17 protein-coding genes and 1 pseudogene are annotated in these 22,976 nt (G+C 74.5%); 9 read left to right on the top strand and 9 right to left on the bottom strand.

The genetic code is table 11. The features are described 5' to 3' along the window. Positions 1-27: 27 nt before the first annotated feature. Positions 28-201, bottom strand: a pseudogene (locus C8054_RS33210) (helix-turn-helix domain-containing protein); the annotation flags it as partial. Between the two features lie 149 nt (positions 202-350). Here C8054_RS33210 and C8054_RS11120 point away from each other — a divergent pair. Both C8054_RS11120 and glgB read left to right on the top strand, forming a co-directional pair. Beyond that, positions 351-2,480: an alpha-1,4-glucan--maltose-1-phosphate maltosyltransferase gene (locus tag C8054_RS11120; protein ID WP_107156673.1), complete on the top strand. Its 2,130-nt coding sequence runs from the start codon at positions 351-353 to the stop codon at positions 2,478-2,480. Continuing rightward, complete coding sequence (gene glgB, locus C8054_RS11115) at positions 2,468-4,570, top strand: 1,4-alpha-glucan branching protein GlgB (protein WP_107156672.1); 2,103 nt, start codon at positions 2,468-2,470, stop codon at positions 4,568-4,570. Before C8054_RS11120 ends, glgB begins: the two co-directional genes overlap by 13 nt. A gap of 14 nt (positions 4,571-4,584) precedes the next feature. Here glgB and C8054_RS11110 read toward each other — a convergent pair whose 3' ends face one another. After that, complete coding sequence (locus tag C8054_RS11110; RefSeq protein WP_233219583.1) at positions 4,585-5,625, bottom strand: App1 family protein; 1,041 nt, start codon at positions 5,623-5,625, stop codon at positions 4,585-4,587. 120 nt (positions 5,626-5,745) lie between these two features. Between C8054_RS11110 and C8054_RS11105 the strand changes: the two genes are divergently transcribed. The 4 genes from C8054_RS11105 (at position 5,746) to C8054_RS11090 (ending at position 9,922) form a co-directional block, all read left to right on the top strand. Beyond that, positions 5,746-7,335: a hypothetical protein gene (locus C8054_RS11105; protein WP_107156670.1), complete on the top strand. Its 1,590-nt coding sequence runs from the start codon at positions 5,746-5,748 to the stop codon at positions 7,333-7,335. 22 nt (positions 7,336-7,357) lie between these two features. Beyond that, positions 7,358-8,155, top strand: coding sequence for a peroxide stress protein YaaA (yaaA, locus tag C8054_RS11100; protein ID WP_107156721.1), 798 nt, complete (start codon positions 7,358-7,360; stop codon positions 8,153-8,155). 107 nt (positions 8,156-8,262) lie between these two features. Further along, complete coding sequence (locus tag C8054_RS11095) at positions 8,263-8,913, top strand: hypothetical protein (RefSeq protein ID WP_107156669.1); 651 nt, start codon at positions 8,263-8,265, stop codon at positions 8,911-8,913. Positions 8,914-8,968: 55 nt separating this feature from the next. Beyond that, positions 8,969-9,922: a TAXI family TRAP transporter solute-binding subunit gene (locus C8054_RS11090; protein WP_107156720.1), complete on the top strand. Its 954-nt coding sequence runs from the start codon at positions 8,969-8,971 to the stop codon at positions 9,920-9,922. Positions 9,923-9,961: 39 nt separating this feature from the next. Here C8054_RS11090 and C8054_RS11085 read toward each other — a convergent pair whose 3' ends face one another. Then, entirely contained in the window at positions 9,962-11,404 is a 1,443-nt protein-coding gene (locus tag C8054_RS11085; RefSeq protein WP_233219582.1) for a HAMP domain-containing sensor histidine kinase, read from the bottom strand. A 10-nt stretch (positions 11,405-11,414) separates the two neighbouring features. Further along, on the bottom strand, positions 11,415-12,071 hold the full coding sequence (locus tag C8054_RS11080; RefSeq protein WP_107156668.1) for a response regulator transcription factor: 657 nt from the start codon (positions 12,069-12,071) through the stop codon (positions 11,415-11,417). A gap of 87 nt (positions 12,072-12,158) precedes the next feature. On the opposite strand from C8054_RS11080, the gene C8054_RS11075 reads away from it, so the two are divergent. Together C8054_RS11075 and C8054_RS11070 are read left to right on the top strand one after the other, a co-directional pair. Then, a complete protein-coding gene (locus tag C8054_RS11075; protein WP_107156719.1) occupies positions 12,159-12,497 on the top strand; it encodes a DUF952 domain-containing protein in 339 nt (112 codons plus the stop codon). A 67-nt stretch (positions 12,498-12,564) separates the two neighbouring features. Then, complete coding sequence (locus tag C8054_RS11070; protein ID WP_107156667.1) at positions 12,565-13,107, top strand: acyltransferase; 543 nt, start codon at positions 12,565-12,567, stop codon at positions 13,105-13,107. Positions 13,108-13,164: 57 nt separating this feature from the next. Here the strand turns inward: C8054_RS11070 and C8054_RS11065 are convergent, their stop codons facing one another. The 4 genes from C8054_RS11065 to C8054_RS11050 form a co-directional block, all read right to left on the bottom strand. Beyond that, positions 13,165-14,913 (bottom strand): CDP-glycerol glycerophosphotransferase family protein, encoded by a 1,749-nt coding sequence (locus tag C8054_RS11065; protein WP_107156718.1) that lies wholly within the window; start codon positions 14,911-14,913, stop codon positions 13,165-13,167. 200 nt (positions 14,914-15,113) lie between these two features. After that, positions 15,114-16,397: a nucleotide sugar dehydrogenase gene (locus C8054_RS11060; protein ID WP_107156666.1), complete on the bottom strand. Its 1,284-nt coding sequence runs from the start codon at positions 16,395-16,397 to the stop codon at positions 15,114-15,116. A gap of 3 nt (positions 16,398-16,400) precedes the next feature. Then, a complete protein-coding gene (locus tag C8054_RS11055; RefSeq protein WP_107156665.1) occupies positions 16,401-17,969 on the bottom strand; it encodes a glycosyltransferase in 1,569 nt (522 codons plus the stop codon). Beyond that, entirely contained in the window at positions 17,966-19,543 is a 1,578-nt protein-coding gene (locus C8054_RS11050) for a glycosyltransferase family 4 protein (protein ID WP_107156717.1), read from the bottom strand. Before C8054_RS11050 ends, C8054_RS11055 begins: the two co-directional genes overlap by 4 nt. Before the next feature lie 278 nt (positions 19,544-19,821). On the opposite strand from C8054_RS11050, the gene C8054_RS11045 reads away from it, so the two are divergent. After that, positions 19,822-21,006: a hypothetical protein gene (locus tag C8054_RS11045; RefSeq protein ID WP_233219581.1), complete on the top strand. Its 1,185-nt coding sequence runs from the start codon at positions 19,822-19,824 to the stop codon at positions 21,004-21,006. 19 nt (positions 21,007-21,025) lie between these two features. Here the strand turns inward: C8054_RS11045 and C8054_RS11040 are convergent, their stop codons facing one another. After that, positions 21,026-22,867, bottom strand: coding sequence for a hypothetical protein (locus C8054_RS11040; protein WP_107156663.1), 1,842 nt, complete (start codon positions 22,865-22,867; stop codon positions 21,026-21,028). Positions 22,868-22,976: the final 109 nt, after the last annotated feature.

Raw genomic sequence — 22,976 nt, 5'->3', positions numbered from 1 at the left:
CTCCACGTCGACGACGGTCGGGGGCGGCCGGTCCGGCGACTCGACCAGCAGAACGTCCAGGTCGATCCGGAGCGCGTCGGCGATCTCGCGGAGGTTGGACACCCGTTCCAGCCGGCGTACCCCGCGTTCCGCCTTGTCCACCCAGCTCTTCGACTTGCCGAGGCGGTCGGCGAACTGCTGCTGCGTAAGCTCGGATGCCAGTTCGGCGAAGTGGTCCTATCCCGGTCGTAGGGACACCACTACTTCACCGAGCTGGTGTCGATCATTGACCGAAACCCGCCAATGGCGCGATCCGGTGCATCGGGGGGCGCTGCCGAGCGCGAGACGATCTCGCGCAGTAGGTTGAGCGGGTGACTGGACGGTTCCCGATCGAAGACGTCTCCCCCGTCGTCGCCTGCGGTCGCTACCCGGCCAAGGCGGTGGTCGGCGAGGTCGTGCCGGTGTCGGCGCGCGCCTACCGCGAGGGCCACGACGCGCTCGGCTGCAACGTGGTCTGGCTCGGCCCGGACGGCGCGGCCCGCCCGTTCACCCGGATGCGTCCCGGCGAGCCGGGGCAGGACCGCTGGCACGCCACCATCTGCCCGGACGCGGTCGGCGAGTGGCGGTTCACCGTCGAGGCGTTCCAGGATCCGTACCTCACCTGGCAGAACGCAGTGACCAAGAAGCTGGCCGCCGGGCAGGGGCCGGCCGAGCTCGCCAACGACCTGGCCGAGGGTGCGCGGGTGCTGACCGCCGCGCTCGACCTGGTGCCGAAGGCCGATCGGAAACGCGTGCGGACAGCCGCGAAGGCGTTGCGCGACGAAGACCAGGATCTCGCGCGCCGGGTGACGCCGGCGCTGGACCTCGCGCCGCTGCTCTGGGCGTACCCGGTCCGTGAGCTGGTCACCACCGGCGACGAGCGGACGCTGTGGGTGGACCGGCCGCGCGCGTTGTTCTCCGCCTGGTACGAGTTCTTCCCCCGTTCCGAGGGCGCGATCCCGGCCACCGTGGACGCGCCGGCCCGCTCCGGCACGTTCGTCACCGCGCTCGACCGGCTGCCCGGCGTGGCCGCGATGGGCTTCGACGTGCTCTACCTGCCGCCGATCCACCCGATCGGCCGGGTCAACCGCAAGGGCCGCAACAACGCGCTCACCGCCGGGCCGGACGACGTCGGCTCGCCGTGGGCGATCGGCGCGGCCGAGGGCGGCCACGACGCCATCCACCCCGACCTGGGTACGCCGGAGGACTTCCGCGACTTCGTCGCCGCCGCCGCCGAGCAGGGCCTGGAGGTGGCGATGGACCTGGCGTTGCAGTGCGCGCCGGACCACCCGTGGGTCACCGAGCACCCGGAGTGGTTCACCACCCGCGCCGACGGCAGCATCGCGTACGCGGAGAACCCGCCCAAGAAATACCAGGACATCTACCCGGTGAACTTCGACAACGACCCGGAGGGCATCCGGGCCGAGGTGCTGCGGGTGGTCCGGCACTGGGTCGGCGAGGGCGTGAAGATCTTCCGGGTCGACAACCCGCACACCAAGCCGTTCGACTTCTGGCACTGGCTGATCGCCGAGGTGAAGCGCGTCGATGAGGACGTGCTGTTCCTGGCCGAGGCGTTCACCCGCCCGGCGATCATGCACGGGCTGGGCAAGATCGGCTTCACCCAGTCGTACACCTATTTCACCTGGCGCACGACGGCGGCCGAGATCCGGGAGTACTGCGAGGAGCTGGTCGCCTCGGCGGACTGGATGCGCCCGAACTTCTGGCCCAACACGCCCGACATCCTGCACGAGTCGTTGCAGCACGGCGGGCCGCCGATGTTCAAGATCCGGGCGGTGCTGGCCGCGCTGCTCAGCCCCTCCTGGGGCATGTACGCCGGCTTCGAGCTGTTCGAGCACGTCGCGCGGCCCGGCGCCGAGGAGTACCTGGACAACGAGAAGTACGAGCTGCGGCCCCGCGACTGGGCCGGCGCGCTGGCGCGCGGGCGGTCGCTGGCGCCGTTCATCACCACGCTCAACCGGGTCCGGCGCGACAACCCGGCCCTGCACCAGCTCCGCAACCTGCGTTTCCACGACATCGACAACCCGGCGCTGCTGTGCTGGTCGAAGCACGACCCGGCGACCGGCAACACGGTGATCGTGGTCTGCTCGTTCGACTCCCGCACCGTGCAGTGGGGCAACACCACGCTCGACATGCCGGCGCTCGGGTTCGACTGGCACGAGCGGTTCACCGTGCGCGACGAGCTGACCGGCGCGGAGTACGACTGGGGGCAGCGCAACGCGGTGCGCCTCGACCCGTACCTGCAACCGGCGCACGTGCTCACCGTGCGCCGTCCGGCCGAGCCGGAGACCGCCGAGCCGGCGCACCCGGCCGAGCCGGAGACCGCCGAGCCGGCGCACCCGGCCGCGCCCGACCTGACCGTCGAAGACGTACCCGCCGACCTCTCCGGCGGCACCGCACCGACCGCACCGGCCGAGAAGGACGACGCACGATGGACCAGCTGATCGCCGGCGAGGCGCACGACCCGCACGCCGTGCTCGGCGCGCACCCGGCCGACGGGAGCACCACGATCCGCACGCTGCGCCGGGGCGCGGGCGAGGTGACGCTGCTCGTCGACGGGGAACGGCACCCGATGAAGCGGGTGCACGACGTCGGCGTCTTCGAGTCGGTGGTGCCCGGCGAGGTGCTCGACTACCGGGTCGAGGTGGACGGCGCGACGCTCGACGACCCGTACCGTTACCCGCCCACGCTCGGCGACCTGGACCTGCACCTGATCGGCGAGGGGCGGCACGAGCGGCTCTGGTCGGCGCTCGGCGCCCGGGTCTTCGACGAGGGCGTGGCGTTCACGGTCTGGGCGCCCAACGCGCGCGGCGTGCGGGTGGTCGGCGACTTCACCGGCTGGGGGCCGGACGACGGCTGGCCGATGCGCTCGCTCGGCTCCAGCGGAGTGTGGGAGGTCTTCCTGCCCGGCGTCCCGGCCGGCAGCCGCTACAAGTACCGCATTCTCGGCGCCGACGGCCGGTGGCGGGACAAGGCCGACCCGATGGCCACCCGCACCGAGGTGCCGCCCGCCACCGCGTCGGTGGTGCACCATTCGGCGTACGCGTGGGGCGACGCGGAGTGGCTGGAGCGCCGGGCGGCGCGGCGGCCGCACGAGGAGCCGATGAGCGTGTACGAGGTGCACCTGGGCTCGTGGCGGCCCGGCCTCGGCTACCGCGAGCTGGCCGAGCAGTTGACCGCGTACGTCACCGAGATGGGCTTCACGCACGTGGAGCTGCTGCCGGTGATGGAGCATCCGTACGGCGGCTCGTGGGGCTACCAGGTCACCGGCTTCTACGCGCCCACCGCCCGGTTCGGCGACCCGGACGACTTCCGCCACCTGGTGGACCGGCTGCACGCCGCCGGCATCGGGGTGATCCTGGACTGGGTGCCGGGGCACTTCGCCACGGACGAGTGGGCCCTCGCGCGCTTCGACGGCGCCCCGCTCTACGAGCACCCCGACCCGCGCCGCGGCGAGCAGCCCGACTGGGGCACGTACGTCTTCGACTTCGGGCGCAACGAGGTGCGCAACTTCCTGGTCGCCAACGCGCTGTACTGGCTGGACGAGTTCCACGTCGACGGGCTGCGCGTCGACGCGGTCGCCTCGATGCTGTACCTCGACTACTCCCGGCCGGAGGGGCAGTGGGCCCCGAACGTGCACGGCGGCCGGGAGAACCTGGAGGCCATCGCGCTGCTCCAGGAGGTCAACGCCACCGCCTACCGGCGCCATCCGGGCGTGCTGATGATCGCCGAGGAGTCCACCGCCTGGCCGGGCGTGACGCGGCCGACCTCGGACGGCGGGCTCGGCTTCGGGTTCAAGTGGAACATGGGCTGGATGCACGACACCCTGCTCTACACCTCGAAGGACCCGATCTACCGCCAGCACCACCACCACCAGCTCACGTTCTCCCTGGCGTACGCGTGGAGCGAGAACTACGTGCTGCCGATCAGCCACGACGAGGTGGTGCACGGCAAGGGCTCGCTCGCGGGCAAGATGCCCGGCGACACCTGGCAGCGGCTGGCGAACGTGCGGGCGCTGCTGGCGTACATGTGGGCGCACCCGGGCAAGCAGTTGCTCTTCATGGGCTGCGAGCTGGCCGACGACCGGGAGTGGAGCGAGGAACGCGGCCTCGACTGGTACCTCACCCACGACCCGGCCCGCGCCGGGGTGCAGCGCCTGGTCGCGGACCTGAACCGCGCCTACCGGGCCACGCCGGCGCTCTGGGCGCAGGACACCGACCCGGCCGGGTTCCGCTGGATCGCCGGGGACGACGTCGCCAACAACGCGGTCTCGTTCATCCGGATCGCCCCGGACGGCGGGACGCTGGTGTGCGTGACGAACTTCTCCGCGACGCCGCTGGCGGACTACCGGATCGGCCTGCCGGCGGGCGGCACCTGGACCGAGGCGCTGAACACCGACGCCCACCACTACGGCGGGTCGGGGGTGGGCAACCTGGGCGAGGTGCACGCGGAGAACATCCCGTGGCACGGCCTGCCCGCCTCGGCGGCCCTCCAGGTCCCCCCGCTGGGCGTCCTCTGGCTCCGCCAGAACTGACCGGAGCCCGGCGCTCAGACCAGGTCGGCTTCGCGGAGGAGTTTCCACAGGCCGGCGCCGTCGGGGGCGCTGAGCCACTTCTGGCCGATCGGGCCGGAGGAGGAACGTCCCTGCGGCGCGGGGAGGCTGCCGGCGAGCACGGACTGCGTCGGCGAGAGCCGCCGGATCGCCACGCCGGCCACGTTGTCCGGGTGGGCGGCGGCGAACTCCCGGTAGATCTCCGGGTCGTGCTGCCCGTCGTCGCCGATGAGCAGCCAGCGCACCTCGGGGAACTCCCGGGACAGCCGGGCCAGCGTGGCCCGCTTGTGCTCCCGCCCGCTGCGGAACCAGCGGTCGGCGGTCGGCCCCCAGTCGGTGAGCAGCAGCGGCCCGGCCGGGTACAGGTGCCGGGACAGGAACCGGGTCAGCGTGGGCGCGACGTTCCAGGCGCCGGTGGAGAGGTAGAAGACCGGCGCGCCGGGGTGGGCGGTGGCCAGTCGTTCGTAGAGCACCGCCATGCCGGGCACGGCGTTGCGGGCGTGCTCGTCGAGCACGAACGTGTTCCACGCGGCGAGCATCGGCCGGGGCAGCGCGGTCACCATGACCGTGTCGTCGATGTCGGAGAGGATGCCGAACCGGACGTTCGGGTCGAGGACGCGCACCAGCGCCTCCACCGGCTCGGCGTCCGCCACGCTCAGGCGTACGCAGCCCCAGCCGGGCGTGAAGTCACCCTCGACGACGGTGTCGACGAAACCGCTGCGGTCCGCGGTCACCTCGTGGCGCACGCCGTTGACCTCGACGGTCACCCGGGCGTGCTTGGCCGGCAGGGTGGCGAAGCTGCGCCAGCCGCGCACCTTGTCCAGCCGGCCGCGGCGTCGGGTGTCCGGTCGGCCCAGCAGCACGCGGCAGAGCACCCGCGCCCAACCCGGCGCGCCGTAGCCGGCGTACGCGATGATGTTGGGCTGCCACCCGGTGCGCCGCAACCGGCGCTCCACCAGGCCGTGCAGCGCGTCCTCGATGCGCGCGGCGCGGTGCAGTTGGGGCACGGCGAGCTGGTCCGGTGGTGTGGGCGGCACGTGCCAACCCTGCCACAACCGGCCGGGCCCGGCCACGCGAGTGATCTCCGCCGATCCGCCCCGGCACCGGGTGGGCAGCGTGTCAGACTGCGGTCGGGGGCGACGACGGGGGCCTGGGTCGTGTCGACAGCGAAACGCAACCCGGACGCGCCGGCGCTGGTGGCGTTGCTGCTGGGCGCGGCCGGGGTCGGCTACCGGCTGGTGCTGACGCTGTTCACGGTGCCCGCCTCGAACAGCGACGAGGCCACGTTCGGCCTGGCCGCGCTGCACATAGCCGGCGGCCACGAACGGCCGGTCTTTCTCTACGGCCAGCGCTACATGGGGATGCTGGAGTCGTACCTGGCCGCCCCGCTGGTGGGGTGGGCCGGGCCGAGCTGGCCGGTGCTGCGGCTGCCACTGCTCGCGCTCTACGCGGTCTTCCTGTGGCTGGCGTACCGGTTGACCCGCCGGCTCTTCTCCCCCTGGCTGGCGGTGGCCGTGGTGGGCCTGCTCGCGCTCGGCTCGGAGCGGGTGGTCCGGGACCAGCTCACCGTGGTCGGCGGCCGGCCCGAGGTCAAACCGGCGGTGCTGGCGCTGCTGCTGCTCGCGGTCGCGCTCGGCGAGCGGCGGGTCCGGCACCGCTGGCTCGCCACCGGCGCGTTCGGCCTGCTCACCGGGCTGGCACTCTGGTCGGACTGGCTGATCACGCCGTACCTGCTGGCGGCCGGCGTGGTGCTGGTGCTGGCCGCGCCCCGGGACCTGATCGGCTGGCCGGGCGTGCTGCTGGTGGTCGGTTTCCTGGCCGGCGTGGCCCCGATGATCAAGGACAACGTGGTGGCGCCGGCCGGGCAGGACTCACTGTCGGTGTTCCGGGAGATCAGCACGAAGGAGGGCGTCGCCCCGTCGCTCGCGGCGCGGCTGCACGGCGGGCTGCTGGAGGGGGTGCCGCTGGCGTCCGGGCTCTGCCCGATGGACGGCTGCGCGCGCTGGGCGCAGTGGTTCGGCGTGCTCTACCCGGTGCTGCTGGCGGTCGCCGCCGGGCTCGGCGTGGTCGCGTACCGCCGGGCCGGGGACCCGGCCGCACGGGTCCGGGCCGCGGCGATCCTCGCGCTCATCGCCGGCGCGGCGTTGACGCTGCTGGCGTACGTGCGCAGCCCGCTCGCCGCCACCGACCCGCTGGGCGACGCCCGGTACCTGTCGGTGCTCCAGGTGTCACTGCCGGCGGTGCTCTGGCCGCTCTGGCGGGCCGCGGTACCCGCGCTGCGGGCCACCGCCGGCCGGGCGGACCGGCTGCGCGGCGTGCCGGCCGCCGTGGTGCTGGCCGGGCTGACCGCCGCCACGCTGGCCGGCACCGCGGCGTTCCTGGTCGGCCTGCCCGGGATCCGCGCCGACGAGCGGGACGCCCGCCGGTTGGCCGGCGCGGTGCGGCGGGCCGGGCTGCACGAGGTGTACGGCGACTACTGGACCTGCAACCGGCTGATCTTCAACACCGGCGAGGCGGTGGCCTGCGGTGTGCTGGACGGCAACCTGACCCCGGGGCAGAACCGCTACCCGGCGTACTGGCAGCGGGTGGCCCGGGCGGCCCGCCCCGGATACGTGGTGGCGGTCGGGTCGCCGGCCGAGCGCGCCCTGCGGCGGCTGCTGGGCGGGCGGGCCGACGCGGCGGTGGTGGCCGAGGTGGGGCACAGTCGCGTGTACCACCCGGAGCGTGCCGTGCGGCCGTGGCGCTGACGCCCGCCCGTACGCTGTGCCGATGCTCATCCTGCTGCCCCCGTCCGAGGGCAAGGCCGACGCCGGCACCGGCCGCCGGCTGGACCTGTCCCGGCTCTCCCTGCCCGAGCTGAACCCGACCCGGGACGCGGTGCTGGACGCGCTCGTCGCGCTGTGCGCCGGGCCGGACGAGACCGCCGCCCGGGACGCGCTGGGGCTGAGCGAGGGACAGCGCGGCGAGCTGCGCCGCAACGCGCGCCTGCGGGTGGCGGCGACCGCGCCGGCCGGGCGGCTCTACACCGGGGTGCTCTACGAGGCGCTCGACCTGGCCACGCTCCCCCCGGCGGCGCAGCGGGCCGCCCGCCGGTCGGTGCTGATCAGCTCCGGCCTGTGGGGCGCGGTGCGGCTCACCGACCGGGTGCCGCCGTACCGCTGCCCGGTCGGGGCGCGGCTGCCGGGGATCGGGGCGCTGTCGGCGTACTGGCGGGCCGCGCTGGACCCCGCCGTGACGGCGGCGGCGGGTCGCGGCCCGGTGCTGGACCTGCGCTCCGGCGCGTACGCGGCCACCTGGACGCCGTCGGGCCCGCTCGCCGACCGGACGGTGACGGTGCGGGTGCTGCACGAACGGCTGGTGGACGGCAGCCCGTCCCGGTCCGTGGTGAGCCACTTCAACAAGGCCACCAAGGGCCGGCTGGTCCGGGACCTGCTCGTCGCCGACGCCCGCCCGCGCAGCGCCGCCGCGCTGGTGGGGGCGCTGCGCGACCTGGGGCACACGGTCGAGGAGGGCCCTCGCACGCCCGGTCGGCCCCGACTGCTCGACGTGGTCGTCACCGAACTCTGAGCGCGGCTTCGCGCAAATTTTGCTCAAGGCTCGGGCGCAGCGGTTCCCCGGCCCGGCGGCGCGGGCCACGGTAGAGGGGCCCCGACGTCGACCAAGGAGCTGTGCCGATGCTCTCCGAGCCCACCACGCTGCTCGACCGGCCGCGCCCGTCGTCGCCCCCGCCGCTGGACTGGCCGACCCTGACCGACGCCTTCGAACTCGCCTGCCTGGTGCGCTGCACGACGCCGCCGGCCGCGCACGTCCGCCGGCTCGACGTCGACCCGTACCGGGGCGGGATCGCCGAGTTCAACCGGGAGGACGCGGCGCACCGGATGCGGCACCTGCTGCGCCGGCTCGACGTGCCGGTCGCGCACGAGCTGACCACCGGTGGGCTGCGCCGCCGGTACGAGCTGCACCGGCTGTCGGTGCTCCCGGAGCACCGGTCGGCGTACGCGAACCTGCTGGCGGCCGGCTGGCGGCAGGGTCGTCGCGAGCTGCTCGGCGGGCCGTTCCCGGGCGCGTCGACGGCCCGCCGCGTCTGGCGTCCCCGGCTGGCCACCGCGGTCTGGCGGGCCGCGCTGCTCGCCGGCGGCCGGCACGTACGCCGGCACTGCCTCGGCATCCGGCTCACCGACCGGGACCTGGCGGCGGTGCTGGTGCGCGGCGCGGCGCTGCTGGAGGTGCCGGCGGCGTTGCGGCCGGGTTCGGGCTGTTTCCTGGTGAGCGTCGCGAACGGCGAGCATCGGGCCCGGATCACCGAGAGCGCCGCCCTGGGCTGACCGGTCCCGGCGGCGGGCTTGCGCGGCGGCGGGTGCACGGCGCAGAGTGCAGCGCGTGAACCGACACTGGTCTGCGCGCGGCCGGCGCCGGACCGCGGCCCCGCTGGCGTTGCTGCTGCTGCTCGTCGCCGGGGTGACCGGTTGCCGGGACGAGCCCACCGAGCCGGTGCGGATCCGCATCGCCACCGGCAGCCCGACCGCCGTCTACCATGCCTTCGGCCAGTCGCTCGCCGCGCTGCTCAACCGGGAGCTGCCCGGGGTGCGGGCGGACGTGGTGGTGACCGCCGCCTCCGCGCAGAACGTCCGGCTGGTCGGCGCCGGTGACGCGGAGCTGGGCTTCACCCAGGCCGACGTGCTGCCGCCCCGGGAGCCGGCCCACCCGGCCGTGCTCGCCGTGGCCCGGGTCTACGACGACCTGCTGCACCTGGTGACCACCGCCGGCGGCCCGGTCCGCACGCTGGCCGACCTGCGCGGCCGGCGGGTCTCGGTGGGCGCCGACGGCTCCGGCACCGAGGTGACCGCCACCCGGCTGCTGGAGGTGGCGCAGCTCGGCGGCGCCCGGATCCGCCAGGAGCATCTGGGGCTGGACGACTCGGTGGCCGCGCTGCGCGAGGGGCGGATCGACGCGTTCTTCTTCTCCGGCGGCCTGCCGGTGCGGGGTGTCGCCGAACTGGCCCAGCGCAGCGCACTGCGGATGGTGGACCTGGGCGACTGGACCGAGCCGCTGCGGCGCGCGTACGGGCAGGTCTACGTCACCCGGGACATTCCCCGCTCGGTCTACCAGACGGAGCCGGTCAGCACGGTGGCGAACCCGAACTACCTGATCGTCCGCGCCAGCCTCCCCGCCGATCTGGTGCGCGAGGTGACCCGGTTGCTGATGGAACGCCGGGAGGAGTTGGCCGCGGCGCATCCTGCGGCCGGCCGGATGAGCCCCCGGTCGGCGATCGTGACCACCCCGCTGCCGCTGCACCCGGGCGCGGCCCGGTGGTACCGCGACGCCAAGCCCTGACCGGGCACCGGAGCCTTCCGGCCCGCTGACGCGGGCCGCTCAGCGGCCCACCGGCTCGTCGTGGCGCTGCGGCGCGGCCGGCGCGTCGGCCGCGTCGAGGCCACCCGGGTCGTCGGGCGGCGCCGGGAACCACAGCTCCGCGACCAGGCCCCGCGGCTCCCCCTGGCGCATGGTGAGCCGGCCGTCGGACGCGTCGACGAGCACCGCGGCGATGGTCAGCCCCAGCCCCGCGCCGTCCACGTTCTGCACGTCCGGCGCCCGCCAGAACCGCTCGGTGGCCTGGTCGAGCTGGCTGGCCGTCATGCCGGGACCGGTGTCGGCCACGGTCAGCGCCGTCCCGCCGTCGGCCGGGTGGACGGTCACCGTCACCTCTCCCCCGGCGCCGCTGAACTTGACCGCGTTGTCGATGAGCGCGTCGAGCGCCTGGTCGATCGCGGTCGGCACGGTCCGGGCGTACGCCGGCGTGTCGACCGGGTCGAGCCGGAGCGTGACCGCCCGGTGCCGGGCCAGCGGCAGCCAGGCCGCCACCCGGGACGCGGCGGCGGCGCCCGCGTCCACGGTGACCCGCTGGTTCTCCTCCCGCTCGGCCCGGGCCAGCGTCAGCAGCGCGTCGAGCACGGTGGCCAGCCGGTCGGTCTCCTCCAGCGCCAGCCGGTGCTCGGCCCGGCCGTCCGGGTCGGTGAGGCTGGGGCCCAGCTCCTCCACCCGCAGCCGCAGCGCGGTCAACGGGTTGCGGAGCTGGTGGCTGGCGTGCGCGACGAAGGCCCGCTGCCGGTCCATCACGTCGGAGACCGCGTCGACCATGTGGTTGAAGCTGGTCGCCAACCGGCGCAGCTCCGGCGGGCCGAGGCGGGGCCGGACCCGGGCGGTGCGGCGTCCCTCGGCGATCTCGTGGGTCGCCGCGTCCAGCTCGGTGACCGGGCGCAGCACCCAGCCGGCCAGCCCGAACGCGGTGGAGACGCAGGCCAGCACCGCGAGCAGGCCGATGCCGGCCAGCATCAGCCACCACACCGTGACGGTGCGGCGCACCGCGTCGGCCGGGGTGGTGGTGACCACCGCCCCGAGCACCTCGCCGCCGTCGTTGATCGGAACCGCCGTCACCAGTGGCCCGTCCACCCAGGGCCAGACCGACTCCGGGCCGCTGAACTGCTGCCCGGACAGCGCGGTGTCGACCGCCGGGCCGGTGCCGGCGTCCGGCTCCCACCGGGACGACGCGGCCACGGTGCGCCGGTCCCGGTCCACCACCGCCGCGCCGATGCGGTAGAGGTCGTCGTAGGCGGCCAGTTCCCCGTCCAGCGGGCCGGGGCTGCCGCCGCGCAACGCCGGGCCGGCGAGCGACGCGAAGCGGGTGGCGTCGGCGAGCCGGTCGGCCCGGACCCGGTCGGTCTCCCGGGACGCCAGCGTCACCGCCAGCGGGGTCTCCAGCGCGAGCAGCACCAGCACCATCAGCAGCAGGTAGCTGATCACCAACCGGCGGCGCACCGTGGCCTCCTCACGTGGTGCGGAGCCGGTAGCCGACCCCGCGTACGGTCTCCACCAGCGTCGGGTCGCCGAGCTTGCCGCGCAACGAACCGACGTGCACCTCGACGGTGTGCCGGTCGGCCCAGGTGGTGCCCCACACGTCGAGCAGGATGCGGTCCCGGGGCACCGCCACCCCGGGCTGGCGGGCCAGCGAGAGCAGGATGTCGAACTCCTTACGGGTCAGCGTCACCGCCCGCCCGGCCACGCTGACCGTCCGGCCGCCCACGTCGATGCGGACCTCGCCCGCCTCGATCAGGTGGCGTTCCGGCACGGTGTGCGCGGCCCGGCGCAGCACCGCCTCGATCCGGGCCTGCAACTCCACCATCGAGAACGGCTTGACCACGTAGTCGTCGGCGCCCAGCCGCAGGCCCAGCACCCGGTCGCGTTCCTCGCCCCGGGCGGTCACCGCGATGATGCCGAGCTGGCTGCTGCGCCGGCGCAGCTCGCGACACAGGTCGGTGCCGTCGCCGTCGGGCAACGTCAGGTCGAGCAGCACCAGGTCGCAGGGGGCGGCGGAGAGCGCGGCGGCCACCGTGGCGGCGTGCTCCACCTGGTACCCCCGACGGGTCAGCGCGGACGACAGCGCCGCGGCGACCCGTCGGTCGTCCTCGACCAGGAGGATCCGCACCCGTGTCTCTCCGTCCGCTCGACCTGTTGCCCCCGGAATGGTGGCAGACGCGTCGCCCGGGCGCGACTGCCGTTCTAGGCTGCGGTGGTGATCTACAAGATTCTCGCCGACGACGAGTGGCGGGCGGCGCGGGCGGCCGGGAGCTTCGCCGGCACCGCCCTGGACCGGCAGGACGGCTACCTCCACCTCTCCGCCGCCGGGCAGGTGGTGGAGACCGCGCGCCGGTACTTCGCCGGCGTCACCGGCCTCACGCTGCTCGCGGTGGACGAGGCGCGGCTCGGCGACGCGTTGCGGTGGGAGGAGTCCCGCGACGGCGCGCTCTTCCCGCACCTGTACGCCGCGCTGCCGGTCGACGCGGTGGTCGCCGCGCACGCGCTGCCGGCGGACCGGCCGGCCGCCGACGCGGTGGCCGAACTGGTCACCTGACGCGCTCGTTATGCTGCGTCGAGCCCCGCCCGACGGCGCGACGCGCCCCGCAACGATGCGAGTGGAAATGACTGACAGCAACGACCGGTCCGCCTCCGTCTTCGTCCACCCGACGGCCGACGTCGAGGACGGCGCCCGGGTCGGCGACGGCACCAAGGTCTGGCACCTGGCCCACATCCGGTCCAGCGCCCAGGTCGGCGCCGACTGCGTGATCGGCCGCAACGTGTACGTCGACGCGAGCGTCACGGTCGGTGACCGGGTGAAGATCCAGAACAACGTCTCCGTCTACCAGGGCGTGACCATCGAGGACGAGGTCTTCGTCGGGCCGTGCGCGGTGTTCACAAACGACTTCCGGCCGCGCGCGCAGAATCCGGACTGGACGATCACCCCGACGCTGGTCCGCCGCGGCGCGTCGATCGGCGCCAACGCCACGCTGGTGTGCGGCATCGAGGTCGGCGAGTACGCGATGATCGCGGCCGGCTCGGTGGTCACCCGGGACGTCCAGCCGTACCAGCTCGTGGCCGGCAACCCGGCCCGCCCCAAGGGCTGGGTCGACGCCAAGGGCGAGGTCGTCTCCCGGGACGTCGACAACCCGCCGCGGCAGGGCTGAACGCGCGACGGGGGCGGCGACCGGACCGGTCGCCGCCCCCGCGTGTCGGTGCGCCGGTCAGCCGCAGAGCCGGCCGATCTCGTCCCGGAACCGGTCCATCGGGTTGGACCCGGCCGGGCCGAGCAGGTACTCCTTCAGCTCCCGCCGCGCCTCGGTCATCGGGTCGTCGCCGACCCGGGTCACGTCCAGGATCTTGGCCAGCTCGCCGCAGTCCGCCGAGAGCAGGTACGCCGCCCGCGCGGTGGGGAACTGCCGGCGGAACTCGTCCTCGGACAGCCCGGCCGGGTTCGCCACCACGTACGGCCGCTCGCTCTGCACGAAGTCGGAGACCACGCTTGAGACGTCGCTGACCAGCAGGTCGGTGACGTTGAAGCAGTCGAACAGCGCCGGCGTGCGGCCGGTGACCACCAGGTGCGCGGCACCGTCGAGCGAGGTCGGGTCGGTGTCGCCGCCGGCGGCCCGGATCCGGGCCACGATCCGCTCGTGCGCCGCCCTGGCCTTCGGCGAGCGGGTGCCGGTCAACGGGTGCGGCTTGTAGACCACCCGCAGGTTCCCGGCGGCCAGCAGCCCGGCCACGATCCGCTCCCCCATCAGCACCAGCGAGGTGTGGTAGGGGTCGTCGTCCAGCCAGCCCTCCCAGGTCGGCGCGTAGAGCACGGTGAACGCGTGGTCGGTGGCGCCGGAGCCGAACGTGTGCACGCCGGCGAGCTGCGGGCGACCCACCTCCACGATGTCGCGGTCCAGCACGCCGACGCCGGCCCGGGCGTACCGCTCCCGGCCGGCGGGACCGGCCACCCACACCTCGTCGTACACCTTGCTGTACGGGTTGACGCTGGCCGCCTTGTCGCTGTCGCCGTGGCCGACGAAGACGTGCTTCACGCCCGGCTCGCGCAGCAGGTGGATGTTGGCGCCGACGTTCGCCGCGTACAGCGCGACCCGCAGCGAGCCCAGGTCGAGGTTCATGAAGTCGACGCCGGCCGGCACGCAGACCACCGGCAGCCGGGTGTCAGCGAGCTGGCCGAACGCGTCCGCGGCGCGCAGCAGCACCACCGCGCGGCGACCGGTCGCCTCCAGCGGCGCGAGCCACATGTTGGCCTGGTAGACGTCCTTGGCCGGGCCGGCGAAGTAGAGCGCCACCTCGGGCTGTTCCCGGGCCAGCCAGTCGTGCACGGCGGGCAGCACGCCCGGCGACCCGCCCCGGCCGCGCAGCGCGGTCAGCGCCAGCACCACGGCGGTGACCAGACCGGCGACCAGCGTGACCAGGCCGGTGAGCACCACGGGGGCGACCCGGTCCAGCGCGGCGGCCACCACGGCCGCCGGCACCAGCAGCACGTTGAGCAGCGGCATCCGCAGCCCGGCCAGCCCGCGCGCCCAGGCCGGCGGCACCGGGACGCGGCGCAGCGCGCCGAGGTCGATGTTGCGGGTGTACGCCGGCGGGTCGACCCGCCCGTCGATCGTCTTCGTCACGGCGGTGGTGAGCACGGCGAGGGTCCACAGCGCGGCGGGCAGCAGCAGCACCGCGACCGTGCCGGCGACGCCCGGACGCACGGCGGCGAGCACCAGCAGGACCACCGACAGGTCCCGCAGCAGCCGCCGGAACGTGGCGCCCACACCGGCCTTGGCGAGCAGCTCGGCCGTTGCGGCGTACCGGACGGCCAGGGCCGCCTCACCGGCGAGGGCGACCACCGCGGCCACCGCGTACGGGACCACCAGGCCGAGCGCCCCGGCGAGGATCATGACGCCGTACCCGAGGAGCGTCGCGCCCACCGCGGCGAGGCCCTGCTGGCTGCGTACTCTGCTGAACAACGACACGCTCCCTGTCTGCCCGCCGGGGTCGGCGGAGCCCGATACGGACGGCTGCGACCCTAAACGGGTCAAGTGACGCAAGTATTACCGGGGTGTCCGACAGGTGAACATCGGACGACGGCTTTCCCGCCCGGTACCCGCTCGGGCACAGCACGAAGCGGGCCCCGGCCGGAACGGCCGGGGCCCGCCGCGCAGCCTGATCAACCGCCGATGACCACCCGGCGCACGCCCGCCCAGCGAGCCGGGTCGGTGACCCGACGGCCGTCCACCAGCACCGTCACGCCCGGCAGGTCGGCCGGGGTGAGGTTGCGGTACTCCGCGTGGTCGGCCTGGATCACCGCCGCGCCGACCGGCTCGCCGTCGTAGCCGGGCAGGCCGTGCGCGGCCAGCTCCTCGTTCGAGTACATCGGGTCGGACACGTACGGCGTCGCGCCCCGCCGGCGCAGCGCCTCCACGGTCGGGAAGACGCCCGAGAAGGCGGTCTCCTTCACGCCGCCCCGGTAGGCGGCGCCCAGCACCAGCACGCCCACCCCGGTCAGGTCGCCGTACGCGGCGGCGAGCAGGTCGACCGCGTAGTCCGGCATCGCGGCGTTGGCCTCGCGCGCCGAGCGGACCACGGTGGCCGCCGGGTCGTTCCACAGGTACATCCGCGGGTAGATCGGGATGCAGTGGCCGCCGACCGCGATGCCCGGCGAGTGGATGTGGCTGTACGGCTGGGTGTTGCACGCCTCGATCACCTTGGTGACGTCCACGCCGACCGTGTCCGCGAAGCGGGCGAACTGGTTCGCCAGGCCGATGTTCACGTCCCGGTAGGTCGTCTCGGCGAGCTTGGCCAGCTCGGACGCCTCCGCCGAACCGAGGTCCCACACGCCGTTGGGCTTGTCCAGGTCGGCGCGGGCGTCGAAGTCGAGCACCGCCTCGTAGAACCGCACGCCGTGCGCGGCGGACGCCTCGTCGATGCCGCCGACCAGCTTCGGGTAGCGGCGCAGGTCGGCGAAGACCCGGCCGGTGAGCACCCGCTCGGGGCTGAACACCAGGTGGAAGTCGGTGCCCGCGGTGAGGCCGGAGCCCTCGGACAGCATCGGCGCCCAGCGGCTGCGGGTGGTGCCGACCGGCAGCGTGGTCTCGTAGCTGACCAGCGTGCCCGGCTTGAGGCCACGGGCGATGGCCCGGGTGGCGTCGTCCATCCAGCCGAAGTCCGGCACGCCCTCGGCGTCCACGAACAGCGGCACGACCACGACGACCGCCTCCGACTCGGCGACCGCGGCGGCGGTGTCGGTGGTGGCCGACAGCAGCCCGGCGGCGACCGCCTCCTTCAGCTTGACGTCCAGGTCGGCCTCACCCGGGAAGGGCACGGCACCGTCGTTGACCAGCTGGACGACCCGCTCGGAGACGTCGGCACCGAGCACCCGGTGCCCCTTCGAGGCGAACTGCACGGCGAGCGGCAGGCCGATCTTTCCGAGCGCGACGACGCAGATGTTCATGAACTACTTTCCTCCAGAGGGCCAGATGCGGCGCAGGCGGGCAAGGAACCGACCGGGGGTCACCGGCGTGATCGCGACGATCACGTGGCCCTTGTGGTTCGTGGTGGGTGTGACGAGGTGCAACCGGGCGCCGTGGCGGGCCAGCAGCTTGGGCGCGGCGACGGGTCGGTCGGTGCGCATCGGCGCCGAGCCGGCCCCGCCCAGCGCGGACACCTCGGCGCGTACCGTCCGCCGTTCCCCGTTCGGCGCGACGACCGCCAACAGCCGGTCCACCGCGAAGTCGGTCCGTACGACGGTACCGGGCCCGTCCGGCGTCACCGACGTGGCACCCGTGAGATCGCCCACGCTCACCCGCAGCGCCTCGGCGCTCAGCTCGGCCAGCTCCGCCCACCGGCTCCGGGCGGTGACCACCAGGGCCCGCGCGCCGGCGGCGTCCCGCCCCCAGGCGAGCTCGGTCGCGGTCAGCTTCGCGAGCTGCGCGGCGGCCCGGTCGGTGACGTCGTACCAGTCGTCCGGGTAGCCGAACGCCGGGTCGCGGAACCCGACGTGGTGGGCGTACCAGCGGCCGTCGTCCACGGTGACCTCGGGCAGTGTCTTGTCGGCCTGCTGCCCGATCAGCTCGCGCACCGCGTCGAGCCCACCGTCGCGCGCCACCGCCAGCCGCACCCGCAGGGCCGGCTCCATCCGGGCGAGCACGCCCTCGGTGAGGTACGCCCCGGCCAGCTTCCGGACCCGGTCGTGGACGTGCTGCTGCACGTCCGGGGAGAGGGTGAGGAACTCCTCGCGGAGCAGCTTCGCCACCTCCCAGCTGAAGTGGCGCACCAGCACCGCGTCCCGCTTCGGGCCGGGCCCGATCAGGCCGGCCACGAACGCGACCAGCTCCTCGGCGCAGCGCAACCGCTCGGAGAAGCGGCTGGCGTAGGTGATGTTCTGGGCGTTGTCCCGCTTGACGGCGAAGTAGTAGTCGTAGTCGCCGAGGACCGAGACCTTCTTCGCCCGGAAGCACGCCTCCAGCGTGAACGGCTGGTCGCTACCCATCGGCATGTCGGTGCGGAAGCGCAGCCCGTGCTGCTCGACCAGCTCCCGCCGGAACAGCTTGGTGTTCGACAGCGACCAGGGCAGCGCGCTGTCGAACAGGTCGAGCCGCTCCGCGGTGCAGGCGTACGCCGCCTGGTGCACGTAGCGCTTGTTCGTGCCGACCATCCGGCCGAGCACCACGTCGGAGTCCCACCGGTCGGCGGCGGCGACCAGGCGCTCCAGGGCCTCCGGCCCGAGGTGGTCGTCGGAGCCGACGAAGAAGACGTAGCGGCCCCGGGCGTGGTCCAGCGCCAGGTTGCTCGGCGCCGCCGGACCACCGGAGTTGGCCTGGTGCAGCACCCGGACCGTCCCCGGGTAGCGGGTGGCGTAGCGGTCCAGCTCCGCGCCGCTGCCGTCGGTGGAACCGTCGTCGACCGCGACGACCTCCAGCCGGTCCCGGCCGATGGTCTGGCCGACAAGCGAGTCCAGGCAGGCGGTGAGGTACGGCATGGTGTTGTAGACGGCCACCACCACCGTCACGTCCGGCTGGCTCACGCGCCCACCTCCACCGAAGCCGGAACCGCTGTCGGAGCCGGCGCGGACGCCGGCGTGGCCGGGCGGGGCGGCGCGTCGGGCAGCAGCCGGGCGTAGACGTCGTCGAGCACCCGCGCCTGCGCCTCCCAGGTCCAGTCGGCCAGCAGGCCCGGCCGGTCGTACGCGGCGCGGTACCGCGCCGGATCGGCGAGCACCGCGGTGACCGCCCGGACGAAGTCGGCCACGTCCTCGGCGCGGAACACCTCGCCCTGGCCGGTCTCCCGGACAGTCTCGGCCATGGTCCGCACGTCGGAGACGACGAGCGGCAGGCGGGCGTGTGAATACTCGAAGAACTTGGTGATCAGCGCGATCTCGTGGTTCGGCCAGTGCTGGATCGGGATGACGCCGACCTGCGCGCCGGCCAGGAAGCGGACCACCTGGTGGTGCGGCACGTACGGCAGCACGTGCAGCCGGTCCGCCACGTCCAGCTCCTCGGCGCGGGTGACCAGGCCCCGCACGTATGCCGAGGTGGGCTTGTTGACCACCAGGGCGACGTGCGCGCCGGGCAGCCGGGGCAGCGCCTCGACCAGCACGCCCAGCCCGCGCTTGGCGGCGGCCACCCCGCTGTAGACCAGCAGCGGGGCGTCCGGCCCGAGCCCGCACAGCGCGCGGATGTCCGGCACCGGCCCGGTCGGGTCGGCCGGCACCTCGTCGACCGCGGGGGCGTTGAGCACGACGGCCGGGCGCTCGGCCAGCCGGTGCTCCTCGCGCAGCAGGTCGGCCAGGCCGCCGGAGACGGTGGTGGTGGCGTCCGCGTACGGCACGTACTCCCGCTCGTGCGCCACGTTGCCGGGCAGCCAGCGGGCGTTGTCCCGCCACGGCTGCACACCGGGGAGGTATTCGTGGGCGTCCCACACCAGCGCGATCCGCCGGCCCCTGGCGGCGGCCCGGATCTTCGCGCGGGCGCCGACGCCGAGCATCCGGAAGTCGTTGGCGTGGATCAGGTCCGGCGCCAACTCGTCGACGACCGGGCCGTAGGCCAGCTCGTAGTCCCACAGGCCGGGCTCCAGCCGGCGCCACGCGCCGTCGCCGCGCAGCCTCCGCCAGAACGCGGTGTACGCGCGGTCCCAGGGGCCGTCCAGCTTGCGGCCCTTGCGGGCGCGGGTGAGCTGACGGTTGCGGAACCCGACCCACCGACGGGTCAGGCCGGCCAGCTTCTCCTCGGCGCGCAGCGTGGCCCAGGGCAGCCCGCCGGGGCGGCCGGCGCCGGCGTCGCGGGCCGCGGTGGTCAGCGCCGCCCGACGGACGGCCAGGTCCGCGCGCCACGCCCGGACCGTCTGGGTGCGGTGCGCGGCGACGCCGCTCGGCGGGTACGCCAGCGGATGCCGCAGCCAGGCGCGGCGGAACTCGTGCCGGCGACGGGACAGCGGCTCGGCCATCGGGATCAGGCGCACCTCGGCGGCGCCGAGCCGCCAGCTCTGCGGCTGGCCCACCGGCGCGCGCCCGAGCAGGACGACGTCCCAGCCGGCGTCGGCGGCGGACCGTGCCGCCTTCTGCACCCGGGAGTCCCCGATGACCCCGTTGTCCACCAGCATGACCACCCGTCCCCGGGGGCCCGCCGCTGCGGTCGTGCCGTCAGATCCCATCCCTGCCCGTTTCGTCGTCGCCAGCACCGCGCCCGCGGACCCGAGCGAGTCTACGACAACGGTTCCGGCCGCCACGCCCGCCGCCGTCGGTGGTCCGTGACCTGTCGCGCCGATTGCTACCCTCCATGCTGTTCAACGACCGGCGCTCGCCCCGGGTCGTCGCCGGGCCGGCGGTAGGCCGCCCGCCCGCGGCCCGCGTGCCGCCGGATCACTCCAGGTCAGCGCGGATGGATCAGACAATGGACGTGGTGACGACCGAGGAACCGAGCCGCCCGGCGTCGGCAGCGCCCGACCCGCCCCGGCCCACGCCCGCCGGGCGGCTGCGCCACGCCGCCCGCGCCGCGCTGCCCGCGCTGGCGGTCTACGCCGTGATCCGCCTGATCGGGCTGCTGACCGTCTGGATCTGGGCCGGCAACGTGGGGAGAAACCCGGTCGAGGAGCTCACCCGGGCCGACGGCAACTGGTACCTCGCCATCGCGCGGCACGGGTACGACGGGTACGAGAAGACGCAGAGCAACATGGCGTTCTTCCCGCTCTACCCGGGCCTGACCGGGGCCCTGGACCGGATCTCCCCGCTCAGCCCCCGCGAGTCGGCGCTGCTGGTGGCGTGGCTGGCCGGGCTGGCCGCCGCGTGGGCGCTGTTCGCGATCGGCGCGTACCTGCACGACCGGCGCACCGGCGTCCTGCTCGCCGCGCTCTGGGCGGCGATGCCGCACGCGGTGGTGGAGTCGATGGGCTACAGCGAGAGCCTGTTCACCGCGCTCGCCGCGTGGACGCTGTACGCGCTGCTGCGCCGGCACTGGGTCACCGCCGGGGTGGTCTGCCTGTTCGCCGGCCTGACCCGGCCCACCGCCTCGTCCCTGATCCCGGTGGTCGGGCTGGCCGCGCTGCTGGCGGCGCTCCGGCGGCGGGACGGCTGGCGGCCGTACGCGGCGCTGCTGCTCGCGCCCGCCGGCTGGCTGGCGTACCTGGCCTGGGTGGGGGCGCGGACCGGACGGCCGGACGGCTGGTTCCACATCCAGTCGGCCGGCTGGGGCACCTCGTTCGACTTCGGCGTCTACACCGTCGACCGGGGGCAGCAGGCGCTGGTGCAGGTGGCCGCGCTGCCGCTGCTGGTGGTCACCGTGGTGGCGCTGGTGTCGCTGATGTTCTTCGTGCTGAGCGTGCTCGACCGGCAGCCCTGGCAACTGCTGCTCTACAGCGGCCTGCTGCTGGTGACCACGCTCGGCGCGGCCGGCTACTACCACTCCAAGGCGCGGTTCCTGCTGCCGGCGTTCCCGCTGCTGCTGCCGGCGGCCGTGGGCCTGGCCCGGGCCGGTCGGGCCCGGGCCGTCACGGTGCTGGTGACGCTCGTCGTGTTCTCCGCCTACTTCGGCGGCTACCTGCTGCTGATCTGGACGAAGTCGCCCTGACCGCCCCGCCGCCGGGCGGTCAGCCGGTGACCGACCGGACGTCCCAGAGCCACACGTCGTCGACCCGCCGGCCGGGCCCGTACAGCGCGTCGAGCACGACCTTCAGGTCGTCGTGGCGGCGCGCCCCCCGGTCCGGAAGCACCACCGCGTCGGCCTTCCAGTACCGCACGTCGGTGCGGGCCTGGGCGATGTCGGCCGGTCCGACCGCGGTGTCCCGTTCGCCCCGGGACACGGCGGTGAGCAGCTTGGCGGTGGGCTGCGGGTCGACGCCCCAGCGCCCGGTCGCGTCGGTGGCCGAGACCGGCCCGAGGAAGTAGCCCTCGGGCACCGCGAAGCCGGCCACCGCTGCCGAACTCCAGTACAGCGACGTCATGCCGTTGACCGGCACGGGCACCAGGGTGCGACCGGGTGCCACGTGGTCGCGCCAGGCCCCGCCGGTGACGAACTCCGGCACCGGCGTGCGGCCCCGCGCCTCCAGCGGCACCGGCAGCACCGGCAGCAGCGCGGCGGCCACCGCGACGGCGCCGACCCGGGCGGCCAGCCGTCCGGACGGCTCGTCCCGCCGGGCGGCGAGCCGGTCGCCGGCCACGGCCAGCAGGACGCCGAGCGCCACGGTGGTGATCAGCGCGAACCGGGCCACCACCACGGAGTCGAACACGGGCAGGTCCTGCACCAGCGCGAACGGCGCCGGGATGTCGGTGCGGCGGGTGCCGGACGTCCAGGTGGTGCCGATCGAGAACAGCGCCGAGACCAGACCGACGACGCCGAGCACCCGGGCCGTCACGTCCCGCCGCAGCCACCACAGCGCGCCGGCCGCGAGCACCAGCAGCGACCAGCCGTAGAAGCTGGCCTGCTCGGTGGTGTTCGGCGCCCAGCCGACCGCGCTGGTCGGGCCACCGGCCACCGACTGGGTGGCGTACTTGACGTACGAGCCGAGCTTCAGGGCGTAGATGTCCGGGGTGCCCGGGTGCCCCACCCGGTGCTGCGGCCCGGCGAACTGCATCCAGAGCGGGTACGCCGCCGCGGCCCCCACCAGCACGGCGGTGATCGCCAGCCCGGGCAGCATCGGGCGGGCGCGGCGCAGCGCGTCGCGGGGTCGCACCGCCAGGTGGGCCAGGACCAGCATCAGGCAGCCGAGCGCGGTGAGGAAGAGGATCTCCAGGCTCACGAAGAACTGGGCCACCACCAGCCCGCCCAGCACCAGGCCGTCGCGGACCACGTGCCCGCCCCGGGACAGCGCGACCACCCGCCAGACGATGAACGGCACCAGCCACTGCGCGGTGATGTGCGGGTGGCCGTTGCTGTGTGAGACCAGCGCCGGGGCGAAGGCGCAGAACAGCCCGCCGACGAACGCGGCGGCCCGGGAGTCGACCAGGTGCCGGGAGAGCACGTGGTACCAGGCGTATCCGGTGCCGGCCAGGTTCAGCGTGATGAACAACAGATAGGAGAAGGACGCGCCGAACAGCAGGGTGACCGGGGCGAGCACCAGCCCGGGGAGCTGGAGCCCGACGTTTGTCATCAGGTTCACCCCGGCCGGGGCGTTCTGGAGCGTGGTGAAGAACGGGTTCTCCAGGTGGCTGACCGCGTGCGCCGCGTACGCCAGCATCCACTCGTTGAAGCCCTGGTCGTTGGGGCGGCTGCCGAGCAGTCGCCCGCCCGGGTCCCGCCAGCCCCGGGCGGTGACCCAGACCGCGCCGAGCAGGAACACCAGCGCGACCACCGCGTCGACCCGGGACCACCGCCGGCGAGCCGGACGACCCTCGGCCGCCGGCGCCGGACCGGGGGTGTCGCCACCGGCCACCTCGGCGTCCCCGGCGGGGACGGGCTCACGATCGCGGGTGTCGGGCGCGGGCGAGGTCATGGCGTAGCAGTCTACGAAAGCGGTGACGCCCATCCCTCGGTGGCACGTCCGGCGCGCGGGGCGGCGTTATTGTAGGGTCCGCAGGCTGTCCGAGGGCCGTTCCGCTCTC

Origin of the sequence: Micromonospora sp. RP3T (assembly GCF_003027925.1) — a bacterium.
GTDB lineage: Bacteria > Actinomycetota > Actinomycetes > Mycobacteriales > Micromonosporaceae > Micromonospora.
Note: the sequence above shows the minus strand (reverse complement) of the source record. Positions and strands in the feature narration are given on the sequence as shown.

Excerpts from the sequence above, each read along its gene's own strand:
- glgB (WP_107156672.1), top strand. The coding sequence starts at position 2,468 with ATGGACCAGCTGATCGCCGGCGAGGCGCACGACCCGCACGCCGTGCTC.
- yaaA (WP_107156721.1), top strand. The coding sequence starts at position 7,358 with ATGCTCATCCTGCTGCCCCCGTCCGAGGGCAAGGCCGACGCCGGCACC.
- C8054_RS11095 (WP_107156669.1), top strand. The coding sequence starts at position 8,263 with ATGCTCTCCGAGCCCACCACGCTGCTCGACCGGCCGCGCCCGTCGTCG.
- C8054_RS11070 (WP_107156667.1), top strand. The coding sequence starts at position 12,565 with ATGACTGACAGCAACGACCGGTCCGCCTCCGTCTTCGTCCACCCGACG.
- C8054_RS11060 (WP_107156666.1), bottom strand. The coding sequence starts at position 16,397 with ATGAACATCTGCGTCGTCGCGCTCGGAAAGATCGGCCTGCCGCTCGCC.
- C8054_RS11050 (WP_107156717.1), bottom strand. The coding sequence starts at position 19,543 with ATGCTGGTGGACAACGGGGTCATCGGGGACTCCCGGGTGCAGAAGGCG.
- C8054_RS11045 (WP_233219581.1), top strand. The coding sequence starts at position 19,822 with ATGGATCAGACAATGGACGTGGTGACGACCGAGGAACCGAGCCGCCCG.
- C8054_RS11040 (WP_107156663.1), bottom strand. The coding sequence starts at position 22,867 with ATGACCTCGCCCGCGCCCGACACCCGCGATCGTGAGCCCGTCCCCGCC.